Genomic DNA, 13,792 nt, shown 5'->3' with positions numbered 1-13,792 from the left:
TACCATTGATGAATGGAGTGTATTAATTGAAGATAAAAAATAGTTTTGGTTTAATTGTATTATCAGCTTTGATGTTGTTTCCTACATCAGTAAGAGCTGAATATGTGAGGCCGAATCACTTTATGGATAAGAGTGGTGCGGAGAAAGTTGCTGAAATTAAAAAATTTCAAGCACTGTCAAATCTGACGGTAACAGGAAAAATAAATGATATTACAAAAAAAGTTTTATATAATTCTAATATGGTTGTAAAGGATGACATTCAAAACGCTCCTACAAGCGGAGAATGGATAGTTGTAAATAAGACTAAAAAGACATTAACTTTCTATAGCGGAACAGCTCCGATGTATAAATTTCCAATAGCGTTAGGGACTAATGAAACTCCTACACCATCAGCAAAGGGAAAGATTCAAAGTAAGCATGTAAATCCTGCATGGGGTGGAATGAACGGAAAATATAAGCCGGCAAAAGCTGATGATCCTAACAATCCTCTTGGAGAACGTTGGATGGGACTTAGTCTTCCGGGATATTCGGGTTATGGAATTCATGGCACAATAAAGCCTCATCAGATAGGGACGTATGCATCTAACGGTTGTATGAGAATGTTTAATTATGATATTGAAACATTTATATTCCCAAGAGCAAGAGTTGGTATGCCTGTTTGGATAGGGACTGATGAAGAACTTGCAAGTTGGGGTGTAAGACAAATTGTAGAGGAGAAAAAAGATAATTCTGTTGCTCCTATAAATACACCTGTAAATTCAGAACCGGTTGAAGAAAATTACACTGTAGATGAATTATTAGTATTTTAAATTAAAATTGAGTTGGCTTTTATTGAGAAGGTCAACTTTTTTATTTAGAGAATAAAGAATTTAGCTCTGCTAAATTAGCTTAAGATGTATTATAATTATATTATATTAAAAATTTAGGAGGTAAAAATGAACTTAAATATTGAACCTAAAGAAGTATTTAAATGGTTTTATGAAATAAACCAAATTCCAAGATGTTCAGGAAGTGAAAAAAGAGTTTCTGATTTTTTGGTAAATTTTGCAAAAGAAAGAAATTTAGAAGTATTTCAAGATGATGTATACAATGTAATAATAAAAAAACCTGCAACAAACGGCTATGAAAATTCAAAACCTGTAATAATTCAAGGACATATGGATATGGTTTGTGTTAAAGAAGAGGACTCAGACCACAATTTTGATACAGATCCGATAGAGATGATAGTAGACGGAGATTTTGTAAAAGCAAATAAAACTACACTTGGAGCAGATGATGGCATTGCTGTAGCTTATGCACTTGCAATTTTAGACTCAAATGAGTATAAGCATCCTGCACTTGAGGTTTTAATCACTACAAATGAAGAAACGGGAATGGATGGAGCAGCTGCTCTAAAAGAAGGTATGTTAAATGGAAATATGCTTTTAAATATTGATTCTGAGGAGGAAGGTATCTTTCTTGTAAGTTGTGCAGGCGGTTCATCAATGAATGTTATATTTGATATTGAAAGAGAACATTTTAAAGGAGAAGCTTTAAGAATAACTGTAAGGGGACTAAAGGGAGGACATTCCGGAGGAGAAATAATAAGACAAAGAGCTAATGCAAATAAAATTCTTTCAAGATTATTAAGTGCCGTAAGAGAAGTTACAGAACTTAGAATTATCTCACTTAAAGGAGGAGCAAAACATAATGCAATTCCGGATTCTGCTAAAGCTGAAATATTGGTAGAAGAAAAGGAACTTGCAATAGATACAATAGAAAAGCTTGCAGTTACCATAAAAAATGAATACAGAGTAGAAGATGATGGAATAGTAATTGATATAGAGTCTTGTGAAAATAGAGATTCATATACAAAAAATCTTACAGATGATTTCATAGATTATTCAATGATTGTGCCTGACGGAGTAATTTCTATGTCAAAAGATATAGAGGGATTGGTAGAAACTTCACTTAATAATGCGGTGTTATTTGAAAAAGATAATAAGATTGTATATACAACATCAGTTAGGTCTTCAACAGAATCTGAACTTGAAAGAGTTTTAGATGTTTTAAAGATTTCTGCTAAGAGATGTAATGCCAAAACAATAGAAAGTAACAGATATCCTGCATGGCAATTTGAAGAAGAAAGTATTTTAAGAGATATTTCCATAAAAACTTATGAGGAGCTATTCGGTAGTAAAGCAACATATAGTGCAATTCATGCCGGACTTGAATGCGGTTTATTAAAAAAAGTTCTTCCTAATTGTGATATGATTAGTTTTGGACCTGAGATGCATGATGTACACTCTCCAAAGGAAAGGGTAAGTATTTCATCAACAGAGAGAATGTGGAAATTCACATTAAAACTTCTTGAAAATTTAAAATAAAAAGAGTGGATCACCACTCTTTTTTTATTTAGAATTCAAAAATTTGATTTTCTTTTTGGATTACGTGTATAATTTTTTGCGGATATATATTTTTATATTTATTTTTTAATTTTTGTGATATCGAGTAATTTTCCCACATATGCATCGGAAAGTAATGTTTTGCGGAATTTGTCCTTAAGAAATAATCACAAGTTAAATAATAATTGTCTTTAAGTCTTGGATCGACAGGAAGCATTATTGCAAAGACATTTTCATTTTTAAATTTGTCCGCTTCAGATTTAAACCATCTGTCCATATTTTCAATATCTGATTTAGAATATTCCGGCCATATCCAATAGTTTAAATCTCCGCAGTGAACTATTCCTGTTCCATCAACATTTACATAAAAGCTTACACCTTCATCAGTTGAGCCGTGAGTTTTAACTTTAATTCCCAATAGATCAAGTTCATTATCGGGAGAAACTGAAGTTATGTTTTCAGCTTTTTTAATATCTACATCATCACTTATTATATAGTGATCAGCATTAAAGTTAAAAATTTCTTTTTTAAAGTGATCTGAATGTCTGTGACTTACAAAAAATATTGAAATTTTATTTTCGGGTAGTTGCAGTTTTCCGCCTATGTAGTCAAAAATCAAGAAGTAATTATCAGTTTCAACTGTATAGCAAGAATGTCTTATAAATGTTATTTTCATAGAGTACCTCCTTTTCACATTATAACATTTTTCAAATGTATTATAAAAAAAACACACTCTTTTCACATAGTTTTTTTAGAATGGGTATAAATTTCTATGTGAAGGAGGAAAAGATTATGGAAAACGAAACTTTATATCAAGAACAAAAATATGAATATAATTATGAAAATGAGAATAATAGAAGAAGAAAAAAGAAGAGTAATAAATCCGTAATAGTTCTTGCGATAGTATTTTCTCTTATCGGAGGAATAGTAGGTTCATCAATAACTTATGCATTGTTTGGAGAAAAAATGTCATCGGAGACGAACTTGGCATCGGCTAATGGAAATAATGCAGTCACAATAAGCACAAAAGGCGAAGTTAATGTTGCACAGGCAGTAGCTCAAAAGGCAATTCCATCAGTAGTTGGAATTACAACTAAAGGACAGGTAAATAGCATGTTCGGAGCTGTTGAGGCAAAAGGAACAGGTTCAGGAATAATTGTAGATGAAAGAGGATATATTCTTACAAATGCGCATGTTGTTAAAGTGGGATCTCAAGTTGTAGATACAGCAACTGTACTTTTGGATGACGGAACAACTTTAGAGGGAAAGCCTATTTGGGTGGATTCAAATATTGATATTGCCATAGTGAAAATTGAGCCTAAGGGAAAATTAACGGCGGCTACACTTGGCGATTCAAGTACACTTCAAATCGGTCAAACGGCAATAGCCATAGGTAATCCTATAGATATAGCATATCAAAGAAGTGTTACACAGGGTATAATTTCCGGACTTAACAGATATGTAGGTCAGGTAAATGGCGGAGGATATATGACAGGTCTTATTCAGACGGACGCCTCAATTAACGGAGGTAATTCAGGAGGACCTCTTTTGAATGAAAAAGGAGAAGTAATAGGAATAAATACAGTTAAGGTAAATTCTGCCGAAGGCCTTGGTTTTTCAATTCCGATAAATACTGTAAAGCCTATAATTGAGCAGGTAATAAACACCGGAACATATAATATTGTGTTCATGGGTATAGAAAATCCTGTAAATGCAGTTGACGTTCAGAGATATTTGAATAAGGATCTTGGAGTTGACAAGGGCGTGTTTGTATTTGCCGTCAGAGAAAATTCACCTGCTAAACAGGCTGGAATAGAAGCGGGCGATGTAATTACAAAGATAGGTGATACTGAAATTGAAAATGAAAGTTCACTTAGAGTTGCATTATATAAGTATAAGGTGGGAGACAGAGAAAAGATAACAATAGTTCGAGACGGAAAAGAAAAACAAGTCGAGATTGAGTTTGGAGAGTATCTAAAAGATACTGAAAGCATAGAAGGTAAATAAAGAAGGAGAAAAAGATACCCTCTTTACCGGTCATTCGGTAAAGAGGGTATTTTTATACGCACATGCCTCCGTCGGCACATATAATTTGACCTGTCATATATGAATTTTTATATGATATTAAAAAGCAAACCAATTCTGCAATTTCTTCCGGCTGAGAAATTCTTTGCATCGGTATTTCATTGCATATTATTTTCATGTCATCAGCGCTGTATGATTTCATCATATCTGTGTTTACAGTTCCGGGTGAAATTGCATTTACTCTTATGTTTGAAGGAGCAAGTTCAACTGCAAGTGATTTTGTAAGCGATTCGACAGCACCCTTACTTGTGGAGTATGCAACTTCACAAGACGCTCCATGTGAACCCCATATTGAAGAAAAGTTCAGTATTACACCTTCATGGTTTGATAACATTTTTGGAAGGACGGTATATATTGTATTATACATCCCGGTTACATTAGTGTTTAATATCTTGTTCCAAATATCAGGAGATGTATCCTGAAATTGTCCTGTAAAAGAAATTCCGGCATTATTTATAAGGATGTCAACACTTCCGAATGTTTTTTCGATTTCGGAATACATATTTTGGACTTCTTCGAGTTTAGATACATCTGCTTTTATTGCTATACAGTTTTTGTTTGTAATTCTTATTTCATCTCTTAGTGACAAAGCCGATTTTTCACTGTTGTTATAATTTAAAACTAAATTATAATTTTCAAGCGAAAGTCTTTTTGCAATGGCAGACCCAATTCCACGAGATGCACCGGTTATTAAAACAGTTTTCATAATATCACCTACTTTAAATTTGCCCATAGGATTGAATTTTTAAGAACTTTAAAATTAAAATATTTACTCTTAAATATTTCTCCGTCACAGTTTGCGTATATTTCATTTTCTGAACAAATTTTTCCACTTGTAACTTCATATATTGCAACTTTTTTATTATTTAAATGAGTTCCTTTTTTATATTTTGGAAGTAAGTTTAATATCTTTAGAAGGGACAGTTTTTTTACAAGTAGAAGTTCTAAAATACCATCATCTAAAATCGAGTTTGGAGATGGATTAAAACCGCTTCCGTAATATCTGCCGTTGCAAAGTGCTGTTATAGTGTAAGTGTCATTTAAAACTAATGATTTTCCATTTGCTAAATTAAGTTCTACATTTAATGTATCACTTTCAATATTTAGCAGAGAATAAATTGCACCGAGCATAAAACTGTGTTTTTTAAAAAAAGGATATTTTTTTAAAATCATATATACATTTCTAAGCACTGAGGTATCAAAACCGAGGCTCATTACATTTACACTTATTCTATCATTTATTGAAATGATATCAATTGGTGAAATTTTTGGATTTATTGTCTGTTCAATTTTAAAATTTGAGTAGTCAAAATTTTTGGAAAAGTCATTTCCCGTACCCATTGGAATTAATCCAAGAGCAGTATTGCTACCATATACTACCGATGCAACTTCATTTAGTGTTCCGTCTCCACCGCAGCTGTATATTATCTTATTTTCATATGGAAGCTCAATAAATTCTTGAGCGGCTCTTTTTGCATGTTCTTTATCTAATGTTTCAACGATTTTAAGATTTTCCAGCATATTATGCTTTGTATAAGTATTAATTATGTTTTCTTTAAAAGACTTAAAATCTGATGATCCTGCTTTAGTACTGAGTATAAAAAGAATTTTATTCATATAATCACCATAGTTATTATATTAAAAAATCCAATTAAAACAAATATTAATTGGAAAATTTTTATAGTTTAATTATTTTATCAAAGTTTAATTTTTCTATTTCAGATTCATCATGTGTAATATAAATTAAAGGTGCATTTTTTAGTCTTTTATTTAAAAAAGAAATTATTAAGTTTGCAGTATATCCGTCAACTTCTCTTATTGCTTCATCAAATATAAAGATATTTCCTCTTTTTACAATAGCTCTTAAAATTGCAATTCTTCTTTTCATACCGCCTGAAAGTGCTTTAACTTTTGTATTGATATAATCTTCAAGTTCAAGTTCACTTAATAATTTAAGTGCAGTAGTTTTATCTATTTCGCAGCAGAATATTAAATTTTCATATACAGTTCTTTCTTCAAACAGCAAATTTTCTTGAAATACAACAGAAAATTCGGGAGGAGTATCAAATATTATTTTACCGCTGTTTGAATTTGTAAGCCCCATTATTATTTTTATCAGTGTTGTTTTACCGCTGCCCGACTTACCTATTATTGCCAAACGTTCAGAATCTTTGACAGAGAATGTAACATTTTTAAAAATGAGTTTATCATCGAAGTATTTTGTAAGATTTTCAACTTCAAGTTTCATTTGCATATCCTCCTAATTAAAAATAAAAGTAATTTTTCAAGTACATGGCAAACAATCATTGCGATTATAGTATATGCAAACAGGTTTACTGTATCCAAATATATTTTGCAGTTATAAATCAGCGTTCCGATTCCAAAATTAGGAAGAGAAATAACTTCTGCGGCAAGCCCGGATTTCCATGCCATTCCAAATGCAAGAGATAAGCCGGAAATTATAAATGGTTTTAAATGAGAAAGATAAATGTAATTCAATTTTCTATTAAAACTAACATCAAATATTTTTGCCATATCCAAATAATTTTTATCAATACTTAGAAGCCCCTCGATTAAATTTGAATATACTATTGGAGTAGCTATTATCATGCTGATTATAATACTTAAATATTTGGAACTTACAAAAAAAAGAGCAAGAACTATAAAACTTACGACAGGTACCGATTTTAAAAACATCATTAGAGGAACCGAGAGTTCCTTAAAGAGTGTATTCTTATATGAGATTATAGAAAGTATGGTTGCAAAAAAAACACCTATTAAAAATCCCGTTGTAATTTTTGAAATGCTTGCGAAAAGAGAGACATAAAATACTTTATCAGTTAAAATTTTAATAATCTGAGGAATAACTTTAAGAGGAGACACAAAAAGTATCTCCTCGGGGATTAACAGACTTAAAATCTGCCATACAAAAATCCAAAACAATACTATCAAAAAAGATTTTATCTTATTTTTCATAGTAGAAGTTTTCATCAGGCATATTTCCTCCAACAGATTTAGCATCTTCATCATAAAGTGATTGTAAATAATTTGACAGTGTTTCTTTCATTTCCGCTCCGTCAATATAGACTATGTTACATTGAGGAAGTGCTGTTTTTGCTATAGGCTCAGGAACAATATCAAGTGCGGCTATAATTTTTGAAGCTTCATCGGTATTTGAATTTACAAATTCAACAGAAGATTTATATTCTTCCATAAAATTATCAAAAGCTTCTTTATGAGAATTTAAAAATTCGTTTCTTACGACTAATACACCGGTAACTAATTTTGAATCATTGACTTCTTGCCAAAGGTCATTTAGAGAAAGATTTGTGACAAGGCCTTCTGCAACTGTTAAAAACGGTTGAGGTAACATTACGACAGCTGAATTGTCAGAACGAAGCATATATGATGAAACTACTTCCTGATGTTCAGTTTTAAAGTCAATTGTTACATCGGTATCTGGATTTATATTGTGTTTTGAAAGGACGTGTCTAAGTACAAATTCAGGAGTTGCACCTTTTCCGCTTGTAATTATTGTCTTTCCTCTTAAGTCTTCAACGCTTTTTATAGAGTCATCTTTGGATGCGATGTATAAAACTCCAAGAGTATTTATATTTGCAACTTTTAGAAGTTTACCTTCTGTCTTGTTATATAAAACAGATGCCAAATTTGCAGGAATTGCAGCTACATCAAAATCACCTTTTGAAAGTCCGACAACAACTTCATCAGGACTTTGTAAAATTGTACAAGTGTATGAATTTTTTTGCTCTACGTCATTTTTAGCGTCATCAAAGAGTTTAGCAAGACCCATAGAAGTAGGACCTTTAAGTGCTGCAATTTTTATTTCGGCACTTTCAGCAGTTTGAGGCGCCGGCGAATTCTTTTCAGAATTATTTTCGGAACTTGTTTTACCGCAGCCTATAATCCCGAATGTAAGAACAAGCATAATAAATATACTGAGTATTTTTTTCTTCATAAATTAAAACCCCTTATTATTAAAATTTTATGCTAATTATATCACAAATTAAAATGATATGCTTTTTAATATTATTGTTGTTTTTATAAAATTAATGTATAATTAATCAAAAGTATGGGGGACTGATATAATGATATATCTAATAGCAGGGAATTCCGGTTCAGGTAAAAGTACACAGGCAAATATTTTAAATAAAAGAGATAATTTTTACAGAATAATTACGTATACTACAAGAGCACCGAGAGTAGGAGAAAAAAATGCAATAGATTATTTTTTTGTAGATAAATATGAGTTTAAACGTCTTGATGATGAAGAATATTTTGTAGGTATTACAGAATATGCAGGAAATTTTTATGGGATTCCGAAGCTTCAACTTGAAAAATATGTATCAAGTAAGAAAAATGTAGTCCTTGTGATTGATTTATTTGGTGTAATTGAAATTAAAAATACTTTAAAGAATACGATATGTATTTATTTAAAATTAAGTAAAGAAGAAATGATTAAAAGAATGGAGATAAGAGGAGACTTACCGCAAAAAATAAAGAATAGAGTGGAAAACGCACAAGATTTTTCACCATATGCAGATTATATTTTAGACGGAAGTAAGAATGTTGAAGAAATAGCAAAGGAAATAGACGATATAGTAGAAGAAAATAGCAAAATATAAGGCGTATTTACGTCTTTTTTATTTTTTGTAACGAAATTAATTGCTGATAGATAATTTTAAGGTGGATATTTTTAATGTAAATCTTGACCAAAGTTAATTTAAGGAAGTAAAAATATTTGACGATTGAATTTTCAATCGTCTTTTTGTTAAAATTTCGAATGATTAATTTTAAGTTAACATAGGTTAACTACCTTAAAGGTTAAAAAGACAATAAGTATACGAAATTTTAAATGCTTCTGTGTTGATAAAATATATCAAAATTATTTACATATAAATTTCTTTTTGATATTCTTTATATAAATATAAGGTATGTATTTAAAATTGTCTAAAATCAGATTGTGAAATCAGGAGGTATGTATGTTAAATAAAAGGCTCTTAAATATGATGGATAAGGAGAGAAAATATGTTATATATATTGTTATATTAAAACTATTTTCACTTTGTTTAAATATATTTATGATTTACTCAGTGGCAAATTTTATAGAGAAAATGTTTTTAAATAAAAATATTTTATTTTTTACAATAGGAAGTTTAATAGTTGTTATTTTACTTCAAGCACTAATAATTAACTTAATAAGCAAGTACAGTAATAATATATCTATTAATATAAAAGAGAAAATTCGGACAATTTTGTTCGATAAGATATATAGTTATGGAATGAAATATTCAACGAAATTTAATGTAGCGGAAGTAGTTCAACTATCTGTAAACGGCGTTGAAAATTTGGAGGTGTATTTTAATTCTTTTATACCTCAATTAATTTATTCAATGTTATCTCCGATTATATTATTTATTTTTATAGGTAGGATAAATTTTAAAATAGCTGTTGCGTTATTTTTAATGATACCGCTTATTCCGATAGCAATAATTATGGTACAAAAGATTGCCAAGAAAATTAATGCAAAGCAGTGGAAAAGTTATGTCGATCTTTCTGAAGTATTTGTGGATTTTTTAGAAGGTCTTGTAACATTAATTATATTTAATGCAGATGACGGATATAATAAGAAATTGAATAAATATGCTGAAGATTTTAGAAAGAATACTATGCGTGTTTTAGGAGTACAGTTAAATAATATTACGGTACTTGATGTAATTGCATATGGAGGAGCTGTACTTGGTATTATTTTGACAGTATTTTATTATTCTAATGCAACTATCAATTTAAGAGATGCAATTATAATTATTTTACTTTCTTCAGAATTCTTTTTGCCATTAAGACTTTTAGGTTCATTTTTTCATATAGCTATGAATGGAATGGGAGTAGTAGATCATTTATTTAGAGTTTTAGATATGCCTGATGTAAAGGATGGAAACGGTAAAATTACAGATGAGAATTATAATGTAGAACTTAAAGGGATTAATTTTTCATACAATGAAGAAAGAACAATTTTAAAGAATATAGATATGAATTTCGGTAAGGATAAAATAACTTATATAGTAGGAGAAAGCGGTTGTGGAAAATCTACAATTGCAAATTTGATAATCAATAAGGTCACTCCTTTCACAGGTGAGGTTTTATATAATAATACCGATAATGTTTCGGAAGAAGAAATATTAAAGAATTGTACATTGGTAACAAATAATCCATATTTATTTAAAGGAACACTCAGATATAATTTGCAAATGGGAAATAAAGATATAACAGATGATGAAATGTGGTATGTTTTAGAAAAATTTTCTCTAAAGGAATATTTTGAGCACGAAAATGGATTAGATACTTTAATTTTTGAAAATGGAAGTAATTTTTCCGGCGGTCAAAGACAAAGAATTGCTATTGCAAGGGCAATTTTAAAAAAATCTCCGATTTATATATTTGATGAGGCAACTTCAAATATAGATTCTGAGAGTGAAGAAATTATAATGAAATTTTTAGATACATTTAGAAAGAACAAACTTATTATTTTGATTTCTCATAGATTAAAATATACAATAAATTCAGATTATATATATTATATGAAGGATGGAGCAGTTGAAGAAAAAGGTTCATATAATGAGTTGATAAGTATTAACGGTGAATTTAAAAAGCTTTACGATAATCAAATGGCTTTAGAAAACTGGGGGATTAAATATGAGTAAGATTAGAGAATATATGCAATTGGTAAAAAAGTTAATTGTTCTTGTAAGTCCTCTGAAATTATTTATGATTCTTGCAATTTTATTTGGAAGTATAGGTCATATAATAGCAACATTAATTCCTGTAATTGGAGGATATGCACTTATAAAAGTAATGATCGGCAAATTTTACTTTTTTAAATTAATTACAATTTTGGTGATATTTGCATTACTTAGATCTGTGCTTAGGTATTTAGAACAGCTATGCAATCACTTTGTTGCATTTAGAGTTTTGGAAATTATAAGAGATAGAGTCTTCAAAGCTCTAAGAAGACTTGCTCCTGCAAAAATGGAAAATACAAATACAGGAGAGTTAATTACAATTATAACTTCAGATATAGAATTACTTGAAGTTTTTTATGCACATACAATTTCACCGATTTCAATAGCTTTTATTCATACATTATTTTTAACAATATTAATGTTTAAAATAAATATATTATATGCGGTAGTACTTGTTATATTTCATCTTATAATGGCAATAATAGTACCTATAATAACTTCAAATAGAGCAAAGAGTATAGGCGATATTCAAAGAAAAAATTTAAGCGATATAAATTCATCTATTATTGATACATTTTACGGCATAGAAGAGTCGGCACAGTATCAGTTTGGCGGAGAACGTAGAAGTGAGATGCTTGAATATACAAAAAAATTAAGCAGATCTGCAACAAGACTCAGCAGAATATATGGTGGAAATATGGCTCTTTCAAATAGTGTAATTTTAATAGGAAATATTTGCATATTAATTTCTGCAATGTATTTATATAAATTCGGATATGTAAATAAGATAGAAGTTGTTGTTCCCATAATAGCATTTATGAGTTCTTTTGGACCTGTATCTGCACTTTCAAATTTAGCAAATAATTTAGTAACAACATTTGCATGTGGTAAAAGAGTTATGTCTTTGTTGGAAGAAGTTCCGGAAGTGGAAGAAGTTGTAAATGGTAAGGATATTAACTTTGAAGAAATAGATGTTTCAAAAGTTTCATTTTCATATGGTTCCGAGGAAGTATTAAAAGATTTTGATTTAGCTGTAAAAAAAGGAGAAATACTTGGCTTAAAAGGAAAGAGCGGCTGCGGAAAATCGACATTGTTAAAACTTATAATGCGATTTTATGATGTAGATAGCGGTAAAATTGAAGAAAATAAGATAAATATAAAAGAAATAAATACAAAGACATTGAGAAAAAATCACTGCTATATAACACAAAGTACTCATTTATTTAATGGAACAATACTTGATAATTTAAAAATAGCGAAAGAAGATGCAACTATGGAAGAAATAAAAGTTGCCTGTAGAAAAGCATCTATAGGAGAATTTATAGAAGAACTTCCAAATGGTTACAATACTAAAGTCGGTGATATCGAGAATTCATTATCGACAGGTGAGAAACAGCGTATTTCGGTTGCAAGAGGATTTATACAAAATGGAGATTTACTTCTATTAGATGAACCTACAGCAAATATAGATAGTTTAAATGAGGGTATAATTTTAAAATCTATATGGGAAGAGTCTAAAGATAAGGCAGTTATATTAGCAAGTCATAAAGATTCAACACTTAGAATTTCAGATAGGATAAAACAGGTGAAAACTCTTGCGGAGTAATGAGGAGAAACCATGAAGTTTACAAATATGGAAAAGTTATATTTGTTACATTTGATTGAAAATAAAAACCAAAATACTATAACAAGTGTAGCGAGCGCTTTTAATTGTACAAAACCGAATTCTAAAAAAATCCTCGATAAAATGCTAAATGATGGAGTTTTGTGCAAAGAAGAAAACAGATATATGTTGACAAAAAAAGGAAATGATTTTGCAGAAAAATTTAATAAAAACAGAATAAATATAGAAAAATTTCTAAATATTTTGCTTAATTTAGAAGAAGATAAAATTAAAGAGTTATCATATAAATTAATGGGAAATGAATTGGATATCTTAAATGAGATATTAGCGGAAAAATCTAAAAAGATGTTAAAGTTTAAAAGTACAAATGTGGATTATAATGAGTTAATAAATATTCTTGGCAGCGGAGAATATAATGCATATTTGTCTATTGATAAAATTGAAGATGAACTTAAAAATTCGAGTATTGAAACTTCAATGGCCATGATGGGATTTGAAAGTAATGTAAGAATTGTTGTTGGTGAAGAATCTTATATTTTATTAGCACCGAAAGAAGTTAAAAAAGCATCTGACGGATTTATTAGAAGCGGATTTGTAATGGATATCAGTTATTTTGAAAATGGAGTAGAAGAAGATGTAGTGTATAATGAAAAAAATTTTTTAATACCATTACATGTTTTTAAAAATTGGAAATTGATAAATAAAAAAATTCTATACTCATCATCATATTTAAAGATAAGTTCTAAAATAGGTTTTAGTAAAAATCATAATAAGAAGGCAATATTTAATGTATTTATAGATTTAATGAATTTATAAAAATATTAAATATTGACGGCTGGAAATTAAATCATCTTTTTATATTTTTGCCTTAAATATATATTTTATACATTGTAATTATGTTATAATTTAATTAGTTTATTAATTTATTAATTTATTAGGGA

Annotated in this window: 13 protein-coding genes; 7 read left to right on the top strand and 6 right to left on the bottom strand. The window is 29.5% G+C overall.

Annotated features, from left to right (window positions below):
- Positions 1–26 precede the first annotated feature (26 nt).
- A complete protein-coding gene (locus M915_RS07290) occupies positions 27–809 on the top strand; it encodes a L,D-transpeptidase (RefSeq protein WP_009221833.1) in 783 nt (260 codons plus the stop codon).
- Positions 810–935: 126 nt separating this feature from the next.
- Positions 936–2,366: an aminoacyl-histidine dipeptidase gene (locus tag M915_RS04190; RefSeq protein ID WP_036729608.1), complete on the top strand. Its 1,431-nt coding sequence runs from the start codon at positions 936–938 to the stop codon at positions 2,364–2,366.
- A gap of 28 nt (positions 2,367–2,394) precedes the next feature.
- Here M915_RS04190 and M915_RS04185 read toward each other — a convergent pair whose 3' ends face one another.
- Positions 2,395–3,060 (bottom strand): MBL fold metallo-hydrolase, encoded by a 666-nt coding sequence (locus tag M915_RS04185; protein ID WP_036729606.1) that lies wholly within the window; start codon positions 3,058–3,060, stop codon positions 2,395–2,397.
- Positions 3,061–3,176: 116 nt separating this feature from the next.
- Here M915_RS04185 and M915_RS04180 point away from each other — a divergent pair, with 116 nt between their 5' ends.
- Positions 3,177–4,391, top strand: coding sequence for a S1C family serine protease (locus M915_RS04180; protein WP_036729603.1), 1,215 nt, complete (start codon positions 3,177–3,179; stop codon positions 4,389–4,391).
- Between the two features lie 52 nt (positions 4,392–4,443).
- On the opposite strand, the gene ymfI is transcribed toward M915_RS04180, so the two are convergent.
- The 5 genes from ymfI to M915_RS04155 all read right to left on the bottom strand — a co-directional run bounded on the left by ymfI (position 4,444) and on the right by M915_RS04155 (position 8,445).
- Positions 4,444–5,175 carry an elongation factor P 5-aminopentanone reductase gene (gene ymfI, locus M915_RS04175; RefSeq protein ID WP_009221837.1) on the bottom strand — a complete coding sequence of 244 codons (732 nt, stop codon included), beginning with the start codon at positions 5,173–5,175 and terminating at the stop codon, positions 4,444–4,446.
- Between the two features lie 8 nt (positions 5,176–5,183).
- A complete protein-coding gene (locus M915_RS04170; protein ID WP_036729600.1) occupies positions 5,184–6,086 on the bottom strand; it encodes a diacylglycerol/lipid kinase family protein in 903 nt (300 codons plus the stop codon).
- A 61-nt stretch (positions 6,087–6,147) separates the two neighbouring features.
- Positions 6,148–6,717, bottom strand: a complete 570-nt coding sequence (locus M915_RS04165) for an ATP-binding cassette domain-containing protein (protein ID WP_036729598.1) — start codon at positions 6,715–6,717, stop codon at positions 6,148–6,150.
- The gene (locus tag M915_RS04160) at positions 6,714–7,460 is read right to left on the bottom strand and encodes an ABC transporter permease (RefSeq protein ID WP_036729595.1); all 747 of its coding nucleotides are present in this window, start codon (positions 7,458–7,460) and stop codon (positions 6,714–6,716) included. Before M915_RS04160 ends, M915_RS04165 begins: the two co-directional genes overlap by 4 nt.
- Complete coding sequence (locus M915_RS04155; protein WP_009221841.1) at positions 7,435–8,445, bottom strand: ABC transporter substrate-binding protein; 1,011 nt, start codon at positions 8,443–8,445, stop codon at positions 7,435–7,437. The genes M915_RS04160 and M915_RS04155 overlap by 26 nt, the downstream gene beginning before the upstream one ends.
- 130 nt (positions 8,446–8,575) lie before the next feature.
- On the opposite strand from M915_RS04155, the gene M915_RS04150 reads away from it, so the two are divergent.
- From M915_RS04150 to M915_RS04135, 4 genes are all read left to right on the top strand, one after another.
- Positions 8,576–9,112, top strand: a complete 537-nt coding sequence (locus M915_RS04150) for a guanylate kinase (RefSeq protein ID WP_009221842.1) — start codon at positions 8,576–8,578, stop codon at positions 9,110–9,112.
- Positions 9,113–9,469: 357 nt separating this feature from the next.
- Positions 9,470–11,188: an ABC transporter ATP-binding protein/permease gene (locus tag M915_RS04145; protein WP_036729593.1), complete on the top strand. Its 1,719-nt coding sequence runs from the start codon at positions 9,470–9,472 to the stop codon at positions 11,186–11,188.
- On the top strand, positions 11,181–12,833 hold the full coding sequence (locus tag M915_RS04140) for an amino acid ABC transporter ATP-binding/permease protein (protein ID WP_036729590.1): 1,653 nt from the start codon (positions 11,181–11,183) through the stop codon (positions 12,831–12,833). The genes M915_RS04145 and M915_RS04140 overlap by 8 nt, the downstream gene beginning before the upstream one ends.
- Positions 12,834–12,845: 12 nt before the next feature.
- The gene (locus M915_RS04135; protein WP_036729588.1) at positions 12,846–13,667 is read left to right on the top strand and encodes a hypothetical protein; all 822 of its coding nucleotides are present in this window, start codon (positions 12,846–12,848) and stop codon (positions 13,665–13,667) included.
- Positions 13,668–13,792: the final 125 nt, after the last annotated feature.

This window comes from Peptoniphilus mikwangii, from assembly GCF_000468535.1.
Lineage (GTDB): Bacteria > Bacillota > Clostridia > Tissierellales > Peptoniphilaceae > Anaerosphaera > Anaerosphaera mikwangii.
The sequence above is the reverse complement of the archived record's forward strand: the minus strand, read 5'-3'. Positions and strand labels throughout refer to the sequence as shown.